Source organism: Burkholderia sp. BCC0097 (genome assembly GCF_902832985.1).
Taxonomy (GTDB): domain Bacteria; phylum Pseudomonadota; class Gammaproteobacteria; order Burkholderiales; family Burkholderiaceae; genus Burkholderia; species Burkholderia orbicola.
The window spans coordinates 826,482-848,838 of record NZ_CADFDM010000002.1; the positions used below are offsets into that span (position 1 = coordinate 826,482).

Consider the following 22,357-nt stretch of genomic DNA (forward strand, 5'->3'; position numbering starts at 1 on the left):
CATCACGCCGTCATGTCGCGCAGTGCGGCGTCCCAGTCGCGCGCGAACCGTTCGATGCCGAATCGTTCGCACGCGTCGCGTTTGGCCGCCGCGCCCCACTCGCGCGCCAGTTCCTGATCGCGAATCAGCATCCGCATCGCGTCGACCAGCACGGCCGGCCGCGTATCGGCCACGCCGTTGCTGCCGGTCTTCACGAGTTGCGCCATCTCGGTCGTCGCGAGCGCGACGATCGGCAGCCCGACCATCATCGCCTCGATCACCGCGAGCCCGAGGCTCGTATAGCGGATCGGATTGAAGAAGAACCGGTAGTGCGACAGGAACTGCGGCAGCGCCGGGTTCGGCACCTCGCCGATCCCGCCGAGCTCGCTCGAGCCCATCCCGACCAGATCGATCGGCACGCTGTGCCGCACGGCCTCGAACAGGTCCGCGCCGAGGCGCCGGCCGCGGCGCGCGAGGTTGTTCACGACGGCCACGCCCTTCGGCAGCGTGCCGTGATACTCGACACCTTCGGGCATCAGCACGCCATGCTCGATCACGCGCGTCGGCGTCACGCCGTTGTCCCACATCAGCGCGTTGAACGGCGTCACGTGCACCAGCAACACGTTCGGGTCCTGCACCGGATGCAGCGTGTCGGTCGGATGCTCGCGCGGCGGATCGTGCTCGACGAACAGCGTCGGCAGCGCGCGCTGCGCTTCGCTCAGCAGCCGCAGGCGGTCGTGCTGGTAGTGCTTCGCGTGCTGATACAGCACGCAGTCGAATTCGGTGTCGCGCACGCACTCGGCCGGCACCTCGTGCACGTTGTCGCCCCACGGCAGGTGCCCGACGCGCCCCGCATAGCCGGGCGGATACTGCGGCTTCGTCACGATGTAGAAATCGTGCGGCGCCTGCGACAGGTAATACAGGTAGTTGCCATGCACGTGCCAGGTGAGCACGCGCAACCGCTTACGTGACATGGCGTCTCTCCTCCGCGAGCAGTTCGCCCGCCCGGTCCATCACGTCGCCGACGCCGATCGCCGTCGCGCACTCGTGCCCGTACGGGCACGTATCGAACATGCACGGCCGGCACGGCGGGTAGTTCGCGAGCACATGATGACGCCCGGTGTCGAGCGGCGCCCAGCGGGCCGTATCGCTGCCGCACGCGACGACGATGCTCGGCGTGCCGAGCGCCGCTGCGACGTGCGATACGCCCGTGTCGTTGCACAACAGCAGCCGCGCGCGGGCGATCAGCGCGGCCAGCGCGCCGAGCGGCGTGCGGCCGCACAGGTTCACGCACGGCCGCCCGAGATGCTCGGCGAACGCGCTCGCCAGCGCCAGTTCCGCGCGCGTGCCGGTCAGCACGATCTGCCAGCCGTCGTCGGCGAGCTGCCGCGCGGCGTGCGCGAAGCGTTCGACCGGCCAGCGCCGCGACGCCATTCGCGCGCCGGGATGGACGATCACGTAGCGGCCGGGGTCGAGCGCGTGTTCGTCGCAGAGCACGTGCCACAGCGCGTAGTCGAGGCCGCCGAGCGGGAATTCGAGGTAGTCGCCCCAGTCCGCGTAGCCGAGCTTGCGCGTGAGCGCCAGATAGCGCGTCACTTCGGGTTCGTCGTCGCGCCACACGAGCGCGCAGTCGAGCGCGGCCGTGCCGCCGTCGGCCGACACGAAGCCGGCCGTGCGCGTCGCGCCGAGCGACGCGACGATCGCGTTCGTGTGCGCACCGCTGCCGTGCAGCTGGATCGCGAGGTCGAAGTCGCGCGAGCGGCATTCGGCGATGAACGCCTCGCGCGTGGCCGCATCGGGTTCGGGCTGTTCGCCGAGACCCGGCGCGCCGGGGAATGCGATGAAGCTGTCGATGTAGTCCGAGAAGCGCGACGCGAATTCGCGCGCCCACGGCAGACCGATCAGCGTGATGCGCGCATCCGGTTCGCCACGTCGCAGCGCGCGCAGCGCGGGCACCGCGCATAGCATGTCGCCGAGCTGCAAAGCGCGGAACACCGCGATCCGCTTCGGGCCGCGCGAGCCGTCGGAATCGACGCCGGGATCGAGCTTCATAGGAATAACACTCTGAAGTGAAGCGCGCCGCGCATGCGCCAGTACAGCGACACGGGCGGAATCGCGATGGACGTGACGATCATCTCGGCCACATGCGACGGCGTAAGCTGCGTGCCGCGCAGCCGTTTCGCGCAGAACCCCGCGGTAATCGCGGCCCACACCGCCGCGCACACGATGGCCGGCGCCGGCCAGCCGGCCGCGAAAAAACCGATCGCGCCGAGCGCGGCGAGCACCGCCGCGTAGTAATGCCACGGCGGCACCGGCCGGATATGACGCCGGTAGGTCATGCGATGCTTCTTGTACAGCAGCGCATCGAAATACACCTTCGACTGCGCGCCGATGCTCGATCCCCAGCGCGCGGGACGCACCGGATGCACGATGCGCGCGGCGTCGGCCTCGACGATCGGCCCCGCATGCTCGCGCAGCGCGAACATCAGGTCGGCGTCCTCGCGCCATGCACGCGTGAAGCGTTCGTCGAAGCCGCCGATGCGTTCGAGCGCCGCGCGCCGCACGAAGCAGTTCGCGGTCGCGAATTCCGCGTGCGCGAGCCCCGCCGCGTCGCGTTCGTAGTCGGTCGGGCGCGGCCGCAACGGCACGTCGATCCGGCCGGCCGCGGCCGACGCCGACGGCTCGGCCAGCAGCGCGGCTGCGCCATGGCGCAGCCAGGTCGGATCGGGAATCGTGTCGTCGTCGGTGAACGCGATCAACGCGCCGCCCGCGCTGCGCCAGCCGACGTTGCGCGCGCCGGCCGGCCCCTGCGTGTCGGGCGCGGTCATGTAGCGGATCACCGGCACGTCGGTCACGCGCGCGCGGCACGCATCGACGACGGCGCGCGCACTGCCGGCCGGATCATCGTCCACGACGACGATCTCGTAGGTGGTCGGATCGAACACCTGCACGCACAGCGCGTCCAGGCAGCGTTCGAGCAGATCGGGCCGCCGGTAGGTCGGCACGACCACCGACACCATGGGCGGCAGGTGCGTGTCGCGCATGTTCATCTAGGCTTCTCCAGCAGGAACGGGCCGATCACGAGCGCATCGAGCGGCGAGGTCCAGAAGCATTCGATCGCGTCGCGCGGCGAGCACACGATCGGCTCGCCGCGCGTGTTGAACGACGTGTTGACGAGCACCGGCACGCCGGTGAGCGCGTCGAACTCGGTCAGCAACGCATGCAGCAGCGGATGCTGGGTGTCGTCGACGGTCTGCACGCGCGCGGTGCCGTCGATGTGACGCACCGCCGGAATCTTCTCGGCGCGCTCGGGCACGACGTCGTACACGAACAGCATGAACGGCGCGCGCAGCGGCGTGCGCCGGCCGCCGCTGAACCAGTGATGCGCACGGTCTTCGAGCACGACCGGCGCGACCGGCCGGAAATCCTCGCGATCCTTGATCCGGTTCAGCTTCTGCTGCATGTCCGGATCGATCGGCGACGCGAGGATCGACCGTGCGCCGAGCGCGCGCGGGCCGAACTCCATGCGCCCCTGGAACCAGCCGATCACGCGGTTCGCCGCGAGCAGCTCGGCCGTCTGCGCGGCGACGTCGGCAAGGCGCCGGTACGGCAGCTGCGCTTCCTTCAGGAACGCCTCGATCGCATCGTCGCCGTACGCCGGCCCGAGATACGCGTGATCCATCCGCCAGTCGCCGCGCGCGCCGCGCATCCGGAAGTCGGTCCACAGCGCGGCGCCGAGCGCGGTGCCCGCGTCGCCCGCGGCCGGCTGCACCCATACGTCGTCGAACGGGCCGCGATCGCGAATCCGCGCGTTCATCACGCAGTTCAGCGCGACGCCGCCCGCCATCGCGAGCTGCCGCTCGCCGGTCTCGGCGGCGAGCCAGTCGACCGCCTGCAACGTCGTCTCCTCGAGCACCAGCTGCAGCGCATGCGCGATGTCGTAGTGATGCGGCTCGATCGGGCCGCCGCGTTCGCGCGCCGGGCCGAACATTGCCGCGAGATCCGCGTCGAGCACGTCGTAGCGCCCTTCGCCGCGATACCGCACCAGCTTGCGCATCTCGTCGGCGAACACCGGCTTGCCGTACGACGCGAGCGCCATCACCTTGTATTCGTCGGACGAGTGCAGGAAGCCGAGATAGCGGGTCAAGCGCTCGTACAGCAGGCCGAGCGAATGCGGCAGGTTGACCTGCCCGAGCCGCCGGTACGCGCGGCCGTCGAACACGCCGTAGCTCGTCGTCGCGCGCTCGCCGCGCCCGTCCATCGTCATCACCGCGCAGCGCTCGAACGGCGCCGCGAGAAACGCGCTCGCCTCGTGCGCGAGATGGTGCTCGACGAAATGCCAGCGGAACGGTCCGTCGTGCGTGACGCCGCGAAAGCGCCGCTGCAGATGATGCGGCGCGCCGCCCGCGAGCTGGCGCGGCGCGTTGACGATCGACGACAGGAACAGCGGATGCCACGGCGACGCGCCATCCTCGCGCGGCGCATGCGCGGACGGCGACAGCGGCAAGGTCAGCGCCGGCGCCGTGCCTTCGCGGTCGAGTTCGAACCACGGGTCGTACGAATACGCGACGTGGTCGACCTCCGCGAGCGTGATGCCGGCCTCCGCGAGGCAATAGTCGATCGCGTGGAAAGGCAGCTCCCAGGTCGAGAACGGCACCGGGCGCTTCGCGTGCTTCACGTGCGTGAAGCGTTCGTCCTCGGCCGCCGCGATCACGACGCCGTCGCGCACGATGCACGCGGCGCTGTCGTGGAAGGCGGCGTTGATGCCGAGCGTATAGGTCGATTCAGGCATGCGTCAGTTCCTCGTGATGACGTGCGCGAACGGAATCACGTTCGATGCGTGCGCCGCGACTGGCTCGCCTTCGTCGTGGGCGGCAGCCCGCCCGGCCGCGCGTTGCGCATGGCGCGCGCGGCCGCGCAGCAATGCGTGCACGGCGGCGGCGACGTCGTCGACGCTCACGCCGCGCAGGCACGGATGGCCGGGCTGATTGCACACGCTGCGATAGCAGTTGCGGCACGGCACGTCGACGTTCAGCACACGGTGCGGCACCCGCCACGGCGTGTGTTGCGGATTGGTCAGCGCGTACAGGTCGACCACCGGCGTGCCGAGCGCGGCCGCGAGATGCACGGGGCCGCTGTTGTTCGACAGCAGCAGGTCGGCCGTCTCGATCAGCGCGCCGAGCTCGCCGAGCGGCAACACGCCGGCCAGCGGCACCGCGCGCGGCCCCGCCCGTTCGCACACCGCGTCGACCAGCGCGCGTTCGTCCGCGCTGCCCGTCACCGCGATGCCGTCGAACAGCGGCGCGACCGCGGCGGCCGCTTCGCCGAAGCGCTCGGCCGGCCAGCGCCGCGACGCGGCGGTCGCGCCCGGATGGACGACCAGCCAGCGCGCGCGCGTCGCCTCCAGCCCACGTGCGCCGCCGACGCGCTGCAACGCGGCCTGCAGGCGCGCGTGCACCGCCCGCCGCGCCGCGTCGCCCGGCTCGAACGCCATCCGCCAGTCCGACGTCTTCGCGCCGACCGCGCGCACCAACGCGAGCTGGCGCGCGACCTCGTGGCGCACGTGCGATTCCGGCTCGGTTTCCGGCACGCGGTCGGTCAGCAGTTCGTACGGGTTCTCGCGGCAATGCGCGAGCCGCAGCGGAATGCCGGCGAGCCAGCATATCATCGCGGCGGGCAACGGATTCTGGCTGTAGACGGTGAAGATCACGGCCGCGTCGAAGCGGCCCGCCAGCAGCCGGTCGATCATGTCGAGATCGGCCACCGGGTCGCCGCGCACGTCGGGGTGCTTGACCCATGGCGCATCGTAGCTCCACACGTCGTCGACCATCGGCAGATGCTTCGCGAGCGCGGCGCCCGTGCGCGACGTCAGCAGCGTCAGCTGGCGATCGGCGCCGCTCTCCTTCAGCGCGCGCAGCGCGGGCGTGGTCATCAGCACGTCGCCGATGCTGTCGAGCCGCACGCACAGGATGCGGCGGGCGCGGCTCCAGGCCGTGCTCATCGCCGCACCCACGAGCCGTGCCGGCGCACGGCCTCGCGCACGACGATGTCGGCGGCCAGGTCGATGCGATCGACGACGTGGTGCGGCGTGCGCGCGGCGTTGAGCTGCCATTCGGTCTCGTTGCCGCAGTCGACCAGGATCGTGCCGCAGCGCGCGGTGCGGCCGGCCTCGACGTCGTCGAGAATGTCGCCGATCATCCAGCTCCATTCGGGCACGGCGCCGAGCGCGCTCAGCGCGCGGCGCAGCATGCCCGGGCGCGGCTTGCGGCAGATGCAGTCACAGGTGTAGCGCGGCACGCTGCCCCGCGGGTGATGCGGGCAGTAAAAAAAATCCGCCAGCGTCGCGCCATTTGCTTCGAACAATTCGGCGAGACGCTGGCGGACCGCGCCAAGCTCGTTTTCGGTAAAGCGGCCGAGCGCGACGCCCGGCTGGTTCGACACGACCGCCAGCGGCATGCCGGTCGCGCCGAGCGTGCGCAGCGCGCGCGCGGCGCCCGGCGCGAGGCGCATGCGCGCGGGGTCGACGTTGTACGGCACGTCGTCGAGCAGCGTGCCGTCCTTGTCGAGCAGCACCGCGCCGGGCAGCCGCCGTTCGCGCTTCAGGGCCATGACGTCTCCTTCATCGGCAGCACCATCAGCTCCGGCACCACGGTGCCCGGCGGCTGGGTCAGCACGAAGCGCACGGCGGCCGCGACGTGCTCCGGCGGCTGCAGCGTGTCCTCGTCGATGTCCGGGAAACGGTCGAGCAGGAACGGCGTGCGCATCCCGCCCGCGACGATCGCCGACACGCGCACGCCGCTCGGCCGCAGTTCGGCGTGCAGCGCGTGCGACAGCCCGAGCAGCCCCCACTTCGTCGCGTGATACGCGGACGCGTTCGGCCACGCGCGCTTGGACGCGGTCGACGCGATGTTGACGATATGCCCGTTGCCGCGCGCCTTCATCATCGGCACGGCCGCGTGACACATCAGGTACGGGCCGAACAGGTTCGTCATCAGCACCTGCTGCCACGCGTCGACACTCACGTCGTCGATCGGCGCGGTGACGTCGATCGCCGCGTTGTTGACGATCACGTCGAGCTCGCCGAGCGACTCGCGCGCATCGTGCACGACCTGCAGCACCGATGCCTCGTCGCGCACGTCGAGCGGGCGGCCCACCGCCTGCCCGCCGTGCCGCTCGAGCCGCTGCGCGACGGCCGCCGCGCGGTCGCCGTCGAGATCGGCGACGACGACGTGCGCGCCGTGCTGCGCAAGCTCTTCGCAAATGGCTTCGCCGAGACCGCGGCCGCCCCCGGTCACGAGTGCGGTCCGGCCGGCGAGCGGCGGTTTGGCTGGATCGTGAGTCGCGTTCACCTGCACCTCCTGTCGATGTCGGAAAACCATCCGGCTGACGGCGACACTTGTCGCGACAACCGTCCGTGCATGAGGTACAGCGAAAACCGTGCCGGCCTGCGTGTGCCCGTGCCGCATCGGGCGCCGATGTCGGGTCGCTGGCTTTTTTATAACCGGCTGTAAAAAGCGGGACGAACCGGCCCGCTCAGATCGCGAGCGCGTCGGGCGTGGCTTGCGCGCGGTGCTTCGCGAGCGCGCGCAGGCAGTGCGCGATGCAGCCCGCGAACGCCTCGTCGAACCACGGCTGCGCCCCCGACACGCCGACCACGATGCCGCCGAGCGCGACCCCGCCCCACAGGTTCGTATCGCCCGCGCGCAGCCGGTACGGCTCGAGCGCCTGCACGACGTGGCCGTCGCGGCCCGTTTCCCACGACAGCCGCGCCTTGGCGCGGGCGTAGGCGCGATAGTCGGCGTCCCAGTCCTTCGGGTCGGGCAGCGAAAACTCATACAGGATCGCGTCCTCGAACGCCGCGTCGTGCGGCCCGAGCGCGGGGTCCATGATCACGATGTGCAGGCAGCCGCTGTCGCCGACGAAGTCGCTCTGCAGCGCGGCGGACAAGGTCGGCAACAGCAGCTCGACGGCCGCCACCGCGGCCTGGCGGTCGGCGAACGCACTACCGCCGCGACGCGCGTTCAGGGCTTCGGGTGTCGTCGGGTTCAGAAGGTTCGGCATGGATTTCTCCAGAGGAAAACGCGAGCGCACGCAACGCCGCGATCAGGTCGGCCGCTACCGCGGGCTTGGTCAGGTACGCATGGAAACCGGCTTCGACCGCGCGCGTGCGGTCGCGATCGCGCGCATGGCCGGACAAGGCCAGCGCCTCGAGCGGCGCGCGGCCGTCGCGATCGCGCGCGGCGTCGAGCTGACGCACGCGCGACATCACCGCGTAACCATCGTCCTCGTCGTCGCCGAGGTCGATGTCGCAGACGAGCAGCGCCGGCCAGTCGGCCCGGCGCGCGCGCCACAGGTCGTCCAGCAACGCCTGGCCCGACGCGTAGGCATGCACGTCGGCGCCGGCCACCTTCAGCAGCGCGCCGAGCGCCTCGCGCGCCTCGTCGTGGTCGTCCACGCATGCGATGCGCAGGCCGTCGAGCGGCTTGGCCGTGGCCGCCGCGCCGGCGGCCGGGTTCGGCACGGCGCCGGCGGGTTGCATCGACGCCGGCGCCACCGCGTACATCGGCAGCGACACGTGCAGCGTCACGCCGGTATCGTCGCGTTCGCGCACGACGTAGCCGCCGGCCTCCTCGATCGCGTCCTGCAACCGTTCGAGATCGATCAGCGACAGCTCCGTTGCGTCGACGCCCGTGCACGCGATCGTGATGCGCGCTTCCGGGTCGTGGCGCGCCGTGTGCACCTCGAGCTGCCCGCCGCTGCTCGCTTCGATGGCGCCGCGGCACAGCTCCCACACGAAGCGCCGCAGCGCGGCCGGATCGGCGTTGACGACGAGATCCTCGTCGGACACATGGCGAAACACCGGCACGCCGCGCCGCGCGGCCGCCTCCGCCAGCGAATCGAGCACCTGCGACACGAGCGGGTTGATCCGCACCGGCTGCCGCGCGAACTTCGCCTCCGTGCGCTCCAGCTCGCGCTGCTTCGCCTGCAGCGACCACATCTGCGCATACACGCCGCCGCTTTCGAGCAGTTCGTCGTGGGTGCCGTGCTCGACGAGCCGGCCGTGCTCCATCACGAGGATGCGATCGGCGTCGACGATGGTCGACAGCCGGTGCGCGATGATGAGGCTCGTGCGATGCTGCGCGACGCGCATCAGCTCCTGCTGGATCGCGCGCTCCGAGCGCGTGTCGAGCGCCGACGTCGCCTCGTCGAACACGACGATCGGCGGCGCCTTCAGCAGCGCGCGCGCGATCGCGACCCGCTGCCGCTCACCGCCCGACAGCCGCACTCCGCGCTCGCCGACGCGCGTGTCGTACGCATCGGGCAGCCGCTCGATGAACGCGTCGAGCTGCGCGCCGCGCGCGGCCGCGATCACCTCGCCGCGGGTCGCGTCGCGCTTGCCGTACGCGATGTTGTACGCGAGCGTGTCGTTGAACAGGATGGTGTCCTGCGGGACGATGCCGAGCGCATCGCGCAGGCTGCGCTCGGTGACGAGCCGCAAGTCCTGGCCGTCGATCCGGATCGTGCCCGCATCGGGCTGGTACAGCCGGAACAGCAGCCGCGCGAGCGTCGACTTGCCCGACCCGCTGCCGCCGACCACCGCGATCGTCTGCCCGGGCTCGATGCGGAACGACACGTCGAACAGGATCTGCCGGCTCGGCTCGTAGCCGAAGTCGACATGCTCGAATTCGATCGCGCCGCCGCGCACGACGAGCGGCTGCGCGCCGGGCGCATCGCCGTCCTCGCCCGGCTTGCCGCGCGCATCGAGCAGCCCGAACAGCCGCTCGATGTTCGTCATCGCGTCGTTCGCCTCGCGGAACACGAAGCCGAGCGCATTCAGCGGCAGGCTGATCTGGATGATGTACGCGTTGATCAGCACGAGATCGCCGATCGTCATCGCGCCGCGCGCGACCTGCTGCCCGGCGAGCAGCATCACGGCGGCGATACCCGCGCCGATGCATGCGCTCTGCCCGATATGCAGCGCCGACAGCGCGTACTGGTTGTCCACGCCGGCCTCGCGCCATTCGTCGAGCACGCGGTCGAGCCGGTCGCGCTCGACGTCCTCGCGCGCGAAATACTTGACCGTATCGACGTTCAGCAGGCTGTCGACCACGCGCGAATTCGACTCGGCCTCGAGCGCGTTCACGCGCCGCTGGTAACGCATGCGCCGACGCGTAAACACCACCGTATACGCGGCGTAGACGGAGAACGTGATGAAGATGATCGCCGTGAAGCCGCCGCCGTACTTGCTGATCACGATCACCAGCACCGAGCCGATCTCGAGGGCCGTCGGCACGACCGTGAACACCGCGACGCCGAGCAGATAGCCGATGCCGGCCGTGCCTTTCTCGAGGTCGCGCACCACGGCGCCCGTCTCGCGCTGCGCATGAAAGCGCGCGCCGAGCCGATGCAGGTGGCCGAACGTGCGCACGGTAAACGACGCGACCGTATGCTGCGTGACCTGCACGAAGGTCATGTCGCGCACTTCGTTCAGTGCGTTGGATGCGAAGCGCACGACCGCGTACGCGAACAGCAGCAGCACCGGCCACGCCATCGGCTGGCCGGCCGCGCGGCCGAAGCCGTCGACGATGTCCTTGAGCAGCAGCGGCACCGAGACGGCCGCCGCTTTCGCGAGCACCAGCAGCACGATCGCCGCGAGCACGCGGGTGCGGTAATGCCAGATCGCGCGCCAGAGCTCGACCGCGATCCGCAGTCGCAGGCCGCGCTCGTCGTGGCGAGGGCGGCGGCCCCGGGGGTCGCGGCCGGCTGCCGCCTCACGATCCTTGATGGGCGTTTCGTCGATTCCGGTCGTCATGCACGCATTGCTCGCGGTCGGGGGCGGGCCGTTTCACGCACGCGCGGTCAGTGGCGCGGTTCGCGCTCGCGGCCGCCCACGACGGTGCCGGGCTCTGGGTCGCGCGCGGCCGGCTGGGTGGGGGTGACGGTCCGCTGGTCCGGGTGCAGCACCGTGCCCGTATCGTGTTCGCCGTCGTGTTCGCCGTCGCGGCGCACACGCACGCGATTCTCGACGTCCTGCACGCCCAGGCAGCCGTCGGCCAGATCCTCGATGTCGTGCTTCATCCAGCGCGCCGGCACCGTGCCGTCCAGCTCGACGCGCCCCGCCTTCACCTGCACGGTGACGTCGCTCACGTCGATCTCGAGCGCATGCGCGAGCCGCTCGCAGACGTCCTCGCGAATCCGCTCGTCCGAGCGCGTATAGCCTTTCGGCCCGCGGCGATGGCGCAGCGCGTCGCGTTCGGTGTCCCTGCCGAAGCGCGACAGGTCGGGGGCGCCGCCATAGCGCGGGTCGCCTCGGGGGTTGCCTCGAGGGTCGCTTATATCGCGCTCGCTGCCGTACCAGCCCATCCGGTGATGGCCGCGGTATTCCGGGCGCTCGCCGCCGTACCGCCCTTCGCGGCCCTGCGCGCGGCGGCCCGGGTCGCCGTAGCCGCGCTCGGCCTCCCGCGCCGGCTGCCGCGCGCCGCCCGGCCAGTCCGCGTCGGCGGCACCCCGCCGCTGGTCGGCTGGCCGCGCCGCGCGCTCCGTCCATTCGCTGCCCCAGTCTTCGGGGCCCGTGTCCTCGCTCGCGAAGCGGCGGTAAGCCGATTCGTAGCCTTCTTCCGGCCACCGTGCCGGATCGTCCGGGATGCCGCGCTCGCCCGCGCCCCGGTACGCGCGTTCGTCGCGCTCGTGCCAGTCGGGCGGGCCGCCCCGCTCGCCATGCCGTCCGGGATATCGTCGTTGCATCGTGTCTCTCCTTGATCGCCTGCGCCGCGCACGGTCCCATGCCGCGTCGCGGCGCGCGTCGGTCGGGTGAATGCAAATCGCGTGCCGGCGCCGTTGCCGGGCCGCGACGGGTGCGCGTCGCAGTACCGCGACGCCGTCACGCGCCCCAATCTGCAACGCGATTGCAGTTTTTGCGTGGCGGGCCTCACGGCGCGGTGCCGGGGTCGTCCGGATCATCCAGGTCGTCAGGATCGACCGGGTCGCCCGTCTCGTCCGTGAGGCCGGGGTCGCTCAGCCGCTCGGTGCGGTCCGGCTCGATATCGGCGCCTTCCTCCAGCGTCGAGTCGCCGTCCGCCGACGCGCGCTCGCCGGTGCCCGCGCGGTCCGTGTCGCTGTCGAGCGACGCGTCGCCGCGTTCGAGCGCGTGGTCGTCCAGCGGCGAATCGACGTCGAACGGATGGCGCCGCGCGCCCGCCGTGTCGCTGCCGCTGTCGGACGAGTCGCTCGGGCCGAGCGCACGGCCGTCGCGGCCGCGGCTCGCGTTGTCGTCGTCCGGGCCGGCCGGTTCGTTGTCGGGATTCAGGGTGCTGTTCATGTCGGCCTCCTTGCCTGGCTTGCCGCCGGGCGGCCGGCCGGATGGCCGCCGCACGGCGGGCGGACTGTCCCGTCGTGCAATCGGCATGCCGCGCCGGCCGCCGGCGGTCGCGCCGGCGCCGATGTCGGCGGACGGCACGGCCGATGCGCACCCATTGATCAGCCGAATCGAGTTCCTTTATTCTTTCGGGCGTGCCAATTCGATCCGCGCGGCTGCCGCCTGTCCGGCGGCGGTCCGGCGAGCTGCGGCCTCCCGTATTTCCGATCTGCCGCTCCGATGAAGAACGACGACGCCGATTTCCCTCCGCATCCGCCGCCCGGCCCGCCCGACGCGCGGGACCTGCTGCACCGCTTCGCCGAGTTCCGGTTCCAGACCGTGGTCGAGGCGATCACCGACTACGCGGTGTTCATGCTCGACCCGCACGGCAACGTCGCGACCTGGAACGCCGGCGCTCAGCGCATCAAGGGCTACCGCGCCACCGAGATCGTCGGCCGCCATTTCTCGCGCTTCTACCCGCCCGACGCGATCGCGGCCGGCCGGCCGTCGCACGGGCTCGAAGTGGCCGCCGCGCACGGCCACTTCCAGGACGAGGGCTGGCGCGTGCGCCAGGACGGCACGCAGTTCTGGGCAAGCGTGACGATCACGCCGGTATACGACGCGACGCAGCAACTGTGCGGCTTCATCAAGATCACGCGCGACATGACCGAGCGCAAGCGGCTGGAGGAGCTCGAAGCGTCGACGCACCGGCTGAGCGTGTTCATCGCGACGCTCGCGCACGAGCTGCGCAACCATCTCGCGCCGCTGCGCAACTCGGTCGGCGTGCTGCAGAACCTGCCCGATCCGCCGCCCGCGCTCGTGCAGTGTCGCGACGCGGTGAACCGCCAGGTCGCGCAACTGACGCGGCTCGTCGACGATCTGCTCGACGTCGGGCGCATCACGGCCGGCAAGGTCGAACTCGAGGATCGGCCCGTCACCGTGCGCGACATCGTGTGCCGCGGCGTCGAGAGCATCCAGCCGAAACTGGCCGCGCGCGGGCAGTGGATCCGCGTCGACCTGCCGGACGATTCCGTGGTGCTGCACGGCGACGACGCACGGCTCGTCCAGGTGCTGCACAACCTGCTCGACAACGCATCGAAATTTTCGCCGCACGGCGGCCGGATCGATGTCGGCGCGCGGATCGACGGCCCGTCGGTGGCGATCCAGGTCGTCGATCACGGCGTGGGCATCGCCCCCGGCGCGCTCGAAAAGATCTTCGACCTGTTCGAACAGGAAGGCGCGTCGGGCCGCTCGCCGGCCGGCGGGTTCGGGCTCGGCCTCGCGATCTGCCGGTCGTTCGTCGAACTGCACGGCGGGCGGATCGTCGCCGAAAGCGACGGGCCGGGCCGCGGCGCGACGTTTACGGTCTGGCTGCCGATCGTGCGAACGACCCGCAACGACTACGCCCCGCCGCCTGCGCTCGCCGCGCCCGCGCAGCCAGCCGGCGTACCGCTGCGCATCGTCGTCGTCGACGACAACCGCGACTCGGCCGATACGCTCGCGATGCTGCTGCAACTGAAAGGGCACGCGCCGCGCGTCGCGTACAACGCGAACGAAGCGCTCGCGCTCGCCCGCGATTACGCACCGCAGTTGATGATCCTCGACCTGACGATGCCGGACGTCGACGGCTTCACGCTGTTGCAGGAACTGCGCGCGATCGACGCGCTGCGCGACACCACCTGCGTCGCGCTGTCCGGCCATGCGCGCGCGTCCGACCTCGAGCGCACCGAACGCGCGGGCTTCGACGACCATCTCGTGAAGCCCGTCGAGATGGCCGTCCTCGATGCGCTGCTGCAACGCCTCGCGCGGCAGGTTCAGGACGCGCCGTAAGCGCGCGCGTTCAGGCCATCGCGCGGCACATCGCCGCGCACGCCTCGCACGCGAGCGCGCAGCGGCGGCAATGCTCGTGCGCATGCCGCGAACACTCGGCCGCACACAGGTCGCACGCGTGCGCGCACAGCGCGCAAATGCGCGGCGCGAGCCCGCTGCGGCGCGCCATCGCGCCGGACGCGAAGCGGCATAGCTGCGCGCATTCGATGTCGAGCGCGATGCAGGTGGCCAGCGCATGCACGTCGCGCTCCGCGAGGCAGGCGGCCGCACAGGTATCACATGCGTGCGCGCAGGCGTCGCACGCAGCCATGCAGTTGTCGTATTGATCGGTCATCGTAGTGCTCCCGTTTTCGGTTCGTGTAGTCGTCGTCATGGCGCGAGCTTCACTTTCATCCAGCCCGGCTCGCGCACGTCGAACGCGCGATACGCATCGATCGCGTTGGTCAGCGGCTCGGTGCGCGTGAGCACCGACAGCGGGTCGAATGCGCCGCTGCGCACCAGTTCGACGAGCGGCGGCGTCACCGTCCGGTGATTGCAGTTGCCCATCTTGATCGTCAGGTTGCGGTTCATCGCCTCGCCGATCGGAAACACGCGCGCGGCCGGCGGATACACGCCGATCACCGAAATCGTGCCGGCCTTCGCGACCGCGCGCACCGCCCATTGCAGCACCTGCGACGGCCCGTCGCCCGGCACCCAGTTGCGGCCGTCCGGCTTGCGGTGCGGCACGATCGCGTCGACTTCCGCATCGAATGCGCGCGCGGCGTCGCGATCGGCCGCGGCCGGACCGTGCGTCGCGCGCATCGCGTCGACGCCCACTGCGTCCATCACGCGATCGACGCCGATCCCGCCGGTGAGCCGCAGTACCGTATCGACCGGATCGTCCTCGGAAAAATCGACGATCTCGGCGCCCTGCGCGCACGCCATCTCGAGCCGCGACGCGATACGGTCGATCGCGATCACGCGCCCGGCGCCCATCAGTTTCGCGCTCGCGATCGCGAACTGGCCGACCGGCCCCGCGCCGAACACGGCGACCGTATCGCCCGGCTTCACTTCCGCGAGCTGCGCGCCGAAATAGCCGGTCGGAAAAATGTCCGACATCAGGATCGCGCGATCGTCGTCGATCTCGTCGGGCAGGCGAATCAGGCTCGCATGCGCAAGCGGCGTGCGCGCGTATTCGGCCTGCAGCCCGTCGAACGGGCCCGTTTCGGCCGGCCCGCCGAAGAACGACGTGCCCGCGCGCGGCCCGCCCGGGTTCGCGACGTCGCATTGCGCGGTGTAGCCCGCGCGGCAGTAGGCGCAACTGCCGCACGCGATCGTCGACGGAATCAGCACGCGATCGCCGCGCCGCAGGTTGCGCACGTCGCGCCCGACCGCCTCGACGATGCCGACGCCTTCGTGGCCGAGAATCGTGCCCGGTTTCATGCCGCCGAGCGTGCCGCGCACCATGTGCAGATCGGTGCCGCAGATCGCGCTGGCCGTGAGACGCACGACCGCGTCGGTCGTCGCGGAGACTTCCGGATCGGGCACCGTGTCGATGCGAATGTCGCCGATGCCGTGAAATACGACTGCTTTCATGTCAGGCCCTCCTTGTCGAAAGCGGAAACGGTGAAGGTCACCGTCGAGCCAATCGAGCAAGGCATGCGCCTGTGCGGCGCGCCGTGACGCACGGACAGAAAGCGCTTCGTCTTCGGGGAAGGGCCGTGCCGGCGCGTCAGTCCGTGGGCGGACCGCTATCGCCGCGCTCGCCGCTGCCGGCGCGCGCGTTCGAGATCGCTTCGACGAGCTTCAGTTCGTCGTCGATCGACAGCGTCGTGTCGGCCACTTCGCCGCCCAGCGGCGCGAGCGCCGCGCTCAGCGCATAGATGTCGAGCTACGTCGCGGCCAGCCCGAGCGACACGGTGCCGGGGCGCGCCTTGCGCGCGACGCGGTCGGTCAGCGCATCGTCCACCGGCCGCTCGCGCCACGCGTCGAGCGACGATTCGACGTGCGCGACCACGCTGTCGAGCAGCGAGCCGGACGACACGCGGCCCGGATCGACTGCATGCGTGCGCAACTGTCCGTCGGTCGAGCACTCGACGATCACGACACCCGCGAGCGCGACGACGTGCCGGTCGCGCAGCGTGCCGAGTTCGGCCAGCGCGCGACGCGCCGCGTCGAGATCGGGATAGGACAAGACGATCAGCGTGTTCATTCAACGACTCCAGGCAGTCCAACGGGCGCGCTCAATGCGGCAACCCGAACGCGGCTTTCAGGCTCGCGACGATCATCTGCATCGCAATCGCCGCGAGAATCATCCCCATCAGGCGTTGCGTGACAGCCGTCACGCGCGGGGACAGGTAGTGGCCGATCAACGGCGCCGACAGCAGCGACACGGCCAGCAGCACGAGAAACGCGGCCAGCCCGAGCGCGAACGCGAGTTCCTGCCCGGTCGCGACGGCACCGTGCCCGAGCACGATCATCGTCGCGATCGTGCCGGGGCCGACCAGCAACGGGATCGTCAGCGGATAGATCGCGACGCTGTCGGCCGCCGCAGGATCGGCGCCTTCGTCGGTGCCCGGCGCATGCTGGCGGCTCGGTGCACCATGCAGCATCGACAACGCGATCAACAGCACCAGCAACCCGCCCGCGAGGCGGAAATCGTCGATCGTCAAGCCGAACACGTGCAGGATCGCGCCGCCCGCGACCGCCGACACGATGCAGCCGACCGTCACGCCGATCGCGGCCGTCAGCGCGACCTTGCGACGCACGCCGTCCGCCGCGCCTTCGGTCAGCGACAGGAACACCGGAATGTTCGCGATCGGGTTCATGATCGCGAACAGCGCCGCGAACACCTTGATGGAAAAAGTCAGGTCGAAGGCCACAGGGTCGCTCCCGTCTCGCGCGGCAAGTGAAATACAGACGCCGGTTCGTTTTCGATGCGCGGCGCACGCCATGCTGATACGATCCACGCACCACGTTCATTCACGACGGAGGGCCCCGTTCGATGCAAGCCACCGACACTTTCATGGGTCACGAGATTCGCGTCGACGCGACGCGCAACGCGAACGGCGCGTGGGTCGCGCAGGTGCGGATCTTCCGCGACGGCGCGCCCGTCGGCCTGCCCGCGCCCGAACTCGTCACGCCCGAATGGTTGACGTGCGACGAAGCGCTGCGCGGCGGCATCGACCAGGGGCGCGTGATCATCCGTACGCGCGACCGGTAACCGCGCGCGGTTCGGCCGCGCGCCATCGGCCGGCATCGCGCGACGCACGTCACGCATCGAAATCGAGGTCGCCGATCAGGATCTCGCGATCGCGCTGCGTCCGGCTGCTGAAATCGACCGGCAATTCCATCTGCCAGCGCTCGATCGTGACGGGCAGCGCCGCGAGATAGCGATCGAAGCGGCTGTGGTCGGGCTCGGCCAGCAGACCGGCGATCGCATCGTCGCGCCACGCGAGCCGCGCGTTCAACCGATTCGGCAAGCCGACCGTCGACGTGAGGCCGATCACGTCGACGCAGGTCGGGCTGCCCTGCCCGTCGTGCGGCACGACATCGACCTTCACTTCGCCAGGCTGGTACAGGCCGCGCAAGCGCGTCGCGATGCGCGGCGCGAACTCGGTTTCGAAACGGGCACGGACGTCAGGGTTCATTTCGCCTCCATTCAGGGTTGGGTGGGTGTCGTCATGCGGCTTTCATGCGGAAGCCCTCTGCCGCTCGAGCGCCGCTTCGGCCTTCAGGTTGTCGAGATCGCGGGCTATCGTCACGACCGCGAGCCGCGTGCCGCCGCGCCAGTACGCGATCGAGCAGTCGTGCGCGCCGAGGTCGCCGTCGATCTCGACGCGATCCCATTGCTCCGCATGCCCGACATAGCGGAGCGTCAGGTCGTAATGCTGACTCCAGAAAAACGGTACCGCGTCGAACGGCCGCTGCTGGCCGAGCAGGTTGCGCGCCGCGACGATGCCCTGCCGCTCGGCGACGACCCAGTGCTCGACGCGAATCCGCTCGCCCGTCAGCGGATCGGGCCAGCGCGCGATATCGCCGGCCGCGTAGATGCCGGGCGCACTCGTCTGCAGGAAGCGGTCGACCGTCACGCCGCGTTCGACCGCGAGGCCGGCGTCCTGGGCGAGTTCGACGTTCGGATGCACGCCGATACCCACCAGCACGACGTCGGCCGCCAGCACGTCACCGTTCGACAGCGTCACGCTGTCCGGCCCGATCCGCGCGGGCGTCGCGCCGAGATGGAACACCACGCCGTGCGCTTCGTGCAGCGCCTTGATCGTGTCGCCGAGCGCGTCGCCGAGCACGCGGCCCATCGGATGCGTATCGGGCGCGACGACGTGCACGTCGAGCCCGCGCGTGCGCAACGCGGCGGCCGCTTCGAGGCCGATGAAGCTCGCGCCGACCACCACGCAGCGGCGCGCGGTTTTCAGCCGGGCGATCAGCGCATCGCAATCGGCGCGCGAGCGCAGCGTACGGACGTGCGGCAGATCGGCGCCGGGCACGTTCAGGCGGTTCGGCTCGGCGCCGGTCGCGAGCAGCAGCGCGCCGTATTCGACCCGGCTGCCGTCGGCCAACTCGACCGACCGCCGCGCGGGATCGATGCGCGTGACCCGCGTATTGCAGCGCACGTCGATCCGCTGCCCTGCATAGAACGACGGCGCGCGCAGCGGCAGCCAGTCGGCTTCCGCCGTGCCCGCGAGGTAATCCTTCGACAGATTCGGCCGGTCGTACGGCGGATCGGCATCGGCGCTCAGCAACGTGATCGCGTGCGGATAGCCTTCCTGCCGCAGCGTCACCGCGGCTGCGATCGCAGCCGCGCCGCCGCCGACGATCACGACCGACGCGGGCAGCCCGGTGTCCTTCAGCGCAGGCGGCACGGCGGCCGGCCGCGCATCGACCACGACCGCGCGGCCGTCGCGCCGCTCGACGCGCCAGCAGGGCAGCCCGTCGAGCGCCGGCGCGCGCTCCATCTCGCCGGTGCGCAGGCAGAACGCCGCGTGATGCCACGGACAGCGAATCGTGTCGCCGACCAGCAGGCCCTGGGCCAGCGGCCCGCCGTAGTGCGGACATTGCGCGCCCACCGCGAACAGTTCGTCGGCACGGCGCAAGAGCAGCACCGCCGCGTCGCCGACATGGCCTTCGATCATCGCGCCGTCGGCGAGATCGTCGAGCGCGATCCCTTGCGTGAGATCGGGGCGTGAAGACGCATCGCTTCCAGTCATGACGTGGCTCCCGAAAAGTCAGGTAACGGTCCCATTATCGACATCCCTCCTGAAAAGAACAGGTACAGACGCCCCGCAGCGCACGAGAAACGCGGACTGTAGCTTGTACGCGATCCGCGACCGGCGTAGAACGTGATCGACGTTGCGGCGCAACACGGCGGCCGCCTGCGAAGGGCACGGCGCGACCTGCGCAAGCCGCGTGCCGCCTTCACCTGTCAAAGGAGCACTACCCGATGGCCACCGTCCTGTGCGTGCTCTACCCCGATCCCGTCGACGGCTATCCGCCGCGCTACGTGCGCGACACGATTCCGGTCGTCACGCACTACGCGGACGGTCAAACCGCGCCGACGCCGGCCGGCCCGCCCGGCTTCCGGCCCGGCGAACTCGTCGGCTCGGTGTCCGGCGCGCTCGGCTTGCGCGGCTATATGGAAGCGCACGGCCATACGCTGATCGTCACGAGCGACAAGGATGGCCCCGACTCCGAATTCGAGCGCCGGCTGCCCGAAGCGGACGTGGTGATTTCGCAGCCGTTCTGGCCCGCGTACCTGAGCGCCGAACGGATCGCCCGCGCGCCGAAGCTGAAGCTCGCGCTCACCGCCGGCATCGGCTCCGATCACGTCGATCTGGACGCCGCCGCGCGCGCGCACATCACGGTTGCCGAAGTCACCGGCTCGAACAGCATCAGCGTCGCCGAGCACGTGGTGATGACGACGCTCGCGCTGGTGCGCAACTATCTGCCGTCGCATGCGGTCGCACAGCAGGGCGGCTGGAACATCGCCGACTGCGTGTCGCGCAGCTACGACGTCGAAGGAATGCATTTCGGCACGGTCGGCGCGGGGCGCATCGGCCTCGCGGTGCTCCGCCGGCTGCAACCGTTCGGCCTGCATCTGCACTACACGCAGCGCCACCGGCTCGATGCGTCGATCGAGCAGGCGCTCGCGCTCACGTATCACGCCGACGTGGCGTCGCTCGCGAGCGCCGTCGATATCGTCAACCTGCAGATTCCGCTGTACCCGTCGACCGAGCACCTGTTCGACGCGGCGATGATCGCGCGGATGAAGCGCGGCGCGTACCTGATCAACACCGCGCGCGCGAAGCTGGTCGACCGCGACGCGGTCGTGAATGCGCTCACGTCCGGCCATCTCGCCGGCTATGGCGGCGACGTGTGGTTTCCGCAGCCGGCGCCGGCCGATCACCCGTGGCGCACGATGCCGTTCAACGGGATGACGCCGCACATCTCCGGCACGTCGTTGTCCGCGCAGGCGCGCTATGCGGCCGGCACACTGGAGATCCTGCAATGCTGGTTCGACGGCAGGCCGATCCGCAACGAATACCTGATCGTCGACGGCGGCACGCTCGCGGGCACGGGCGCGCAGTCGTACCGGCTGACATGACGTCGCGCCGCGCGTCGCGGCGCGGTCAGTCGATGCAGGATGCGGCGAGCTTGCCGACCGCGACCACCGCCTGCTCGATCTCCGGCGACCATGGGCTGCTGTAGTTCAACCGGATGAAGTTCCGGTAAGTGTCCGCGATCGAAAACATGTAGCCGGGGCCGATCGTGATCCCCTGCTCCAGCGCGAGCTGGTACAACCGCATCGCGTCGACCTGCGCGGGCAGCTCGACCCACAGCACGTAACCGCCCGCCGGACTCGAAATGCGGGTGCCTTCCGGAAAGAACCGCGACACCATCGCGCGCATCAGGTTCGCCTGCTGCGCATACGCCTTGCGAACCCGCCGCAGGTGATGTTCGTAGCCGTCGCGTTCGAGAAACTCCGCGATCGCGAGTTGCGGCAACGACGGCGTCGCCAGCGTATTCAGGAACTTCAGCTTCTCGACCTGCTCGCGGTAGCGGCCCGGCAGCGCCCAGCCGATCCGGTAAGCGGCCGTCAGGCTCTTCGAGAACGACGAGCAATGCAGCACGATGTCATGGCGATCGAACGACTTCAGCGTGCTCGGATGCATGTTGCCGAAATACAGTTCGTTGTACACCCCGTTCTCGATGATCGGCAGGTCGGCCTTCGTTGCGAACTCAACCAGTTCGCGCTTGCGCTCGTCCGGCATCTGGAACCCCAGCGGATTCTGGAAGTTCGGCATCACCATGCACGCGGCGATCGGCTGCGATTTCGCGATCGCGGCCAGCGCCGCGATGTCGATCCCGTATTCCGGATGCGTCGCCACCTCGATCGCCTTCATCCCCATCCGCTCGATCGCGTGCAGCATCGCGTAGAACGTCGGCGACTCCACCGCGATCGTGTCGCCCGGCTTCGCGACTGCCTGCAGGCACAGGTTGATCGCCTCCGTCGCACCGACCGTCACGATGATCTCGTTCGGGTCCACCGACATCCCGTTTTCCAGGTAGCGGCGCGCGATCTGCCGGATCAACCGCGGGTGTCCGGGTGGCAGCCCGTCGGTCACGCCCCACAGCGACTTGTCGCGACCGGCCGCGTACGCGTAGCGGTTCAGCTTCTCGAACGGAAACAGGCTCGGGTCCGGATACGGCGAGCCGAGCGGCACCGCGTCGTCCGTGCCGATCGAGCGCAGCGTCGACAGCACGAGCCGGCTCACGTCGACCGACGACGAAATCGCGATCGGCTTCGACGGCCGCAGTTCGCGCACCGGCGCATGGCCGTCGTCGCGCCGCAGGTTCACGAAATAGCCCGACTGCGGCCGGCTTTCTAGCAGCCCGCGGCTTTCCAGCAGCAGATATGCATGCAGCACGGTCGTGATGCTGATCCGGTGCTGCTGGCTCGCCTGCCGCACCGACGGCACACGATCGCCGTGTCGATATACGCCTTGCCGAATGAGTCGCTCTACGTCGTTCGCAAATTTCTCGTAGAGCTTCATCCGCCTCGCCCCGCCAGCGATGAACCGGCGTGCGTCGCATGGGCGGCACCGCCGCACCGACGCACGAAGCCGGATAGCCGTCGCCGGGGGCGGGTGTCCCGGCTGGAACCTCGTCCGTTATCGAAATTGAAGGCGGATAGCAATGCGA

Annotated in this window: 21 protein-coding genes; 3 read left to right on the top strand and 18 right to left on the bottom strand. The window is 70.2% G+C overall.

From position 1 onward, the window contains the following. Nucleotides 1–2: 2 nt before the first annotated feature. The 11 genes from HWX07_RS08995 to HWX07_RS09045 form a co-directional block, all read right to left on the bottom strand. A complete protein-coding gene (locus HWX07_RS08995) occupies nt 3–953 on the bottom strand; it encodes a glycosyltransferase family 4 protein (protein WP_175876041.1) in 951 nt (316 codons plus the stop codon). Further along, nucleotides 943–2,031: a glycosyltransferase family 9 protein gene (locus HWX07_RS09000; protein ID WP_175876042.1), complete on the bottom strand. Its 1,089-nt coding sequence runs from the start codon at nt 2,029–2,031 to the stop codon at nt 943–945. The genes HWX07_RS08995 and HWX07_RS09000 overlap by 11 nt, the downstream gene beginning before the upstream one ends. Beyond that, nucleotides 2,028–3,029, bottom strand: coding sequence for a glycosyltransferase (locus HWX07_RS09005; RefSeq protein ID WP_175876043.1), 1,002 nt, complete (start codon nt 3,027–3,029; stop codon nt 2,028–2,030). Before HWX07_RS09005 ends, HWX07_RS09000 begins: the two co-directional genes overlap by 4 nt. Next, the gene (locus HWX07_RS09010) at nt 3,026–4,771 is read right to left on the bottom strand and encodes a carbamoyltransferase C-terminal domain-containing protein (RefSeq protein ID WP_175876044.1); all 1,746 of its coding nucleotides are present in this window, start codon (nt 4,769–4,771) and stop codon (nt 3,026–3,028) included. Before HWX07_RS09010 ends, HWX07_RS09005 begins: the two co-directional genes overlap by 4 nt. Nucleotides 4,772–4,774: 3 nt before the next feature. After that, nucleotides 4,775–5,980 (bottom strand): glycosyltransferase family 9 protein, encoded by a 1,206-nt coding sequence (locus tag HWX07_RS09015; protein ID WP_175876045.1) that lies wholly within the window; start codon nt 5,978–5,980, stop codon nt 4,775–4,777. Continuing rightward, a complete protein-coding gene (locus HWX07_RS09020) occupies nt 5,977–6,588 on the bottom strand; it encodes an HAD-IIIA family hydrolase (RefSeq protein ID WP_011545589.1) in 612 nt (203 codons plus the stop codon). Before HWX07_RS09020 ends, HWX07_RS09015 begins: the two co-directional genes overlap by 4 nt. Further along, nucleotides 6,579–7,328 (bottom strand): SDR family oxidoreductase, encoded by a 750-nt coding sequence (locus HWX07_RS09025; protein WP_012336587.1) that lies wholly within the window; start codon nt 7,326–7,328, stop codon nt 6,579–6,581. Before HWX07_RS09025 ends, HWX07_RS09020 begins: the two co-directional genes overlap by 10 nt. A 184-nt stretch (nt 7,329–7,512) precedes the next feature. Then, a complete protein-coding gene (locus tag HWX07_RS09030; protein ID WP_074808638.1) occupies nt 7,513–8,040 on the bottom strand; it encodes a hypothetical protein in 528 nt (175 codons plus the stop codon). Further along, a complete protein-coding gene (locus tag HWX07_RS09035; protein ID WP_244129958.1) occupies nt 7,982–10,792 on the bottom strand; it encodes an ABC transporter transmembrane domain-containing protein in 2,811 nt (936 codons plus the stop codon). The genes HWX07_RS09030 and HWX07_RS09035 overlap by 59 nt, the downstream gene beginning before the upstream one ends. A 47-nt stretch (nt 10,793–10,839) precedes the next feature. Further along, nucleotides 10,840–11,724, bottom strand: a complete 885-nt coding sequence (locus tag HWX07_RS09040; RefSeq protein WP_175876046.1) for a BON domain-containing protein — start codon at nt 11,722–11,724, stop codon at nt 10,840–10,842. 184 nt (nt 11,725–11,908) lie between these two features. Then, a complete protein-coding gene (locus HWX07_RS09045; protein WP_175788923.1) occupies nt 11,909–12,298 on the bottom strand; it encodes a chemotaxis protein in 390 nt (129 codons plus the stop codon). Nucleotides 12,299–12,574: 276 nt separating this feature from the next. On the opposite strand from HWX07_RS09045, the gene HWX07_RS09050 reads away from it, so the two are divergent. After that, a complete protein-coding gene (locus HWX07_RS09050; RefSeq protein WP_175876047.1) occupies nt 12,575–14,164 on the top strand; it encodes an ATP-binding protein in 1,590 nt (529 codons plus the stop codon). Between the two features lie 10 nt (nt 14,165–14,174). Here HWX07_RS09050 and HWX07_RS09055 read toward each other — a convergent pair whose 3' ends face one another. The 4 genes from HWX07_RS09055 to HWX07_RS09070 all read right to left on the bottom strand — a co-directional run bounded on the left by HWX07_RS09055 (nt 14,175) and on the right by HWX07_RS09070 (nt 17,025). Beyond that, nucleotides 14,175–14,498: a four-helix bundle copper-binding protein gene (locus HWX07_RS09055; protein WP_011695001.1), complete on the bottom strand. Its 324-nt coding sequence runs from the start codon at nt 14,496–14,498 to the stop codon at nt 14,175–14,177. A gap of 35 nt (nt 14,499–14,533) precedes the next feature. Next, complete coding sequence (locus HWX07_RS09060) at nt 14,534–15,739, bottom strand: zinc-dependent alcohol dehydrogenase (protein WP_175876048.1); 1,206 nt, start codon at nt 15,737–15,739, stop codon at nt 14,534–14,536. A gap of 295 nt (nt 15,740–16,034) precedes the next feature. Beyond that, nucleotides 16,035–16,355 (bottom strand): hypothetical protein, encoded by a 321-nt coding sequence (locus HWX07_RS09065; protein ID WP_244129959.1) that lies wholly within the window; start codon nt 16,353–16,355, stop codon nt 16,035–16,037. A 31-nt stretch (nt 16,356–16,386) separates the two neighbouring features. Then, nucleotides 16,387–17,025: an NAAT family transporter gene (locus HWX07_RS09070; RefSeq protein WP_175876049.1), complete on the bottom strand. Its 639-nt coding sequence runs from the start codon at nt 17,023–17,025 to the stop codon at nt 16,387–16,389. A gap of 122 nt (nt 17,026–17,147) precedes the next feature. Here HWX07_RS09070 and HWX07_RS09075 point away from each other — a divergent pair, with 122 nt between their 5' ends. Next, on the top strand, nt 17,148–17,366 hold the full coding sequence (locus HWX07_RS09075; protein ID WP_175876050.1) for a DUF6566 family protein: 219 nt from the start codon (nt 17,148–17,150) through the stop codon (nt 17,364–17,366). A gap of 49 nt (nt 17,367–17,415) precedes the next feature. On the opposite strand, the gene HWX07_RS09080 is transcribed toward HWX07_RS09075, so the two are convergent. Both HWX07_RS09080 and HWX07_RS09085 read right to left on the bottom strand, forming a co-directional pair. Next, nucleotides 17,416–17,793 carry a DUF5594 family protein gene (locus HWX07_RS09080; protein ID WP_175876051.1) on the bottom strand — a complete coding sequence of 126 codons (378 nt, stop codon included), beginning with the start codon at nt 17,791–17,793 and terminating at the stop codon, nt 17,416–17,418. A 42-nt stretch (nt 17,794–17,835) separates the two neighbouring features. Beyond that, a complete protein-coding gene (locus tag HWX07_RS09085) occupies nt 17,836–19,365 on the bottom strand; it encodes an FAD-dependent oxidoreductase (protein ID WP_175876052.1) in 1,530 nt (509 codons plus the stop codon). A gap of 233 nt (nt 19,366–19,598) precedes the next feature. Here HWX07_RS09085 and HWX07_RS09090 point away from each other — a divergent pair, with 233 nt between their 5' ends. Next, complete coding sequence (locus tag HWX07_RS09090) at nt 19,599–20,759, top strand: NAD-dependent formate dehydrogenase (RefSeq protein ID WP_175876053.1); 1,161 nt, start codon at nt 19,599–19,601, stop codon at nt 20,757–20,759. Between the two features lie 25 nt (nt 20,760–20,784). Here the strand turns inward: HWX07_RS09090 and HWX07_RS09095 are convergent, their stop codons facing one another. Beyond that, on the bottom strand, nt 20,785–22,209 hold the full coding sequence (locus tag HWX07_RS09095; RefSeq protein ID WP_175876054.1) for a PLP-dependent aminotransferase family protein: 1,425 nt from the start codon (nt 22,207–22,209) through the stop codon (nt 20,785–20,787). Nucleotides 22,210–22,357: the final 148 nt, after the last annotated feature.

Excerpts from the sequence above, each read along its gene's own strand:
- HWX07_RS08995 (WP_175876041.1), bottom strand. The coding sequence starts at position 953 with ATGTCACGTAAGCGGTTGCGCGTGCTCACCTGGCACGTGCATGGCAAC.
- HWX07_RS09000 (WP_175876042.1), bottom strand. The coding sequence starts at position 2,031 with ATGAAGCTCGATCCCGGCGTCGATTCCGACGGCTCGCGCGGCCCGAAG.
- HWX07_RS09005 (WP_175876043.1), bottom strand. The coding sequence starts at position 3,029 with ATGAACATGCGCGACACGCACCTGCCGCCCATGGTGTCGGTGGTCGTG.
- HWX07_RS09010 (WP_175876044.1), bottom strand. The coding sequence starts at position 4,771 with ATGCCTGAATCGACCTATACGCTCGGCATCAACGCCGCCTTCCACGAC.
- HWX07_RS09015 (WP_175876045.1), bottom strand. The coding sequence starts at position 5,980 with ATGAGCACGGCCTGGAGCCGCGCCCGCCGCATCCTGTGCGTGCGGCTC.
- HWX07_RS09020 (WP_011545589.1), bottom strand. The coding sequence starts at position 6,588 with ATGGCCCTGAAGCGCGAACGGCGGCTGCCCGGCGCGGTGCTGCTCGAC.
- HWX07_RS09030 (WP_074808638.1), bottom strand. The coding sequence starts at position 8,040 with ATGCCGAACCTTCTGAACCCGACGACACCCGAAGCCCTGAACGCGCGT.
- HWX07_RS09035 (WP_244129958.1), bottom strand. The coding sequence starts at position 10,792 with ATGACGACCGGAATCGACGAAACGCCCATCAAGGATCGTGAGGCGGCA.
- HWX07_RS09040 (WP_175876046.1), bottom strand. The coding sequence starts at position 11,724 with ATGCAACGACGATATCCCGGACGGCATGGCGAGCGGGGCGGCCCGCCC.
- HWX07_RS09045 (WP_175788923.1), bottom strand. The coding sequence starts at position 12,298 with ATGAACAGCACCCTGAATCCCGACAACGAACCGGCCGGCCCGGACGAC.
- HWX07_RS09050 (WP_175876047.1), top strand. The coding sequence starts at position 12,575 with ATGAAGAACGACGACGCCGATTTCCCTCCGCATCCGCCGCCCGGCCCG.
- HWX07_RS09055 (WP_011695001.1), bottom strand. The coding sequence starts at position 14,498 with ATGACCGATCAATACGACAACTGCATGGCTGCGTGCGACGCCTGCGCG.
- HWX07_RS09060 (WP_175876048.1), bottom strand. The coding sequence starts at position 15,739 with ATGAAAGCAGTCGTATTTCACGGCATCGGCGACATTCGCATCGACACG.
- HWX07_RS09065 (WP_244129959.1), bottom strand. The coding sequence starts at position 16,355 with ATGAACACGCTGATCGTCTTGTCCTATCCCGATCTCGACGCGGCGCGT.
- HWX07_RS09075 (WP_175876050.1), top strand. The coding sequence starts at position 17,148 with ATGCAAGCCACCGACACTTTCATGGGTCACGAGATTCGCGTCGACGCG.
- HWX07_RS09080 (WP_175876051.1), bottom strand. The coding sequence starts at position 17,793 with ATGAACCCTGACGTCCGTGCCCGTTTCGAAACCGAGTTCGCGCCGCGC.
- HWX07_RS09085 (WP_175876052.1), bottom strand. The coding sequence starts at position 19,365 with ATGACTGGAAGCGATGCGTCTTCACGCCCCGATCTCACGCAAGGGATC.
- HWX07_RS09090 (WP_175876053.1), top strand. The coding sequence starts at position 19,599 with ATGGCCACCGTCCTGTGCGTGCTCTACCCCGATCCCGTCGACGGCTAT.
- HWX07_RS09095 (WP_175876054.1), bottom strand. The coding sequence starts at position 22,209 with ATGAAGCTCTACGAGAAATTTGCGAACGACGTAGAGCGACTCATTCGG.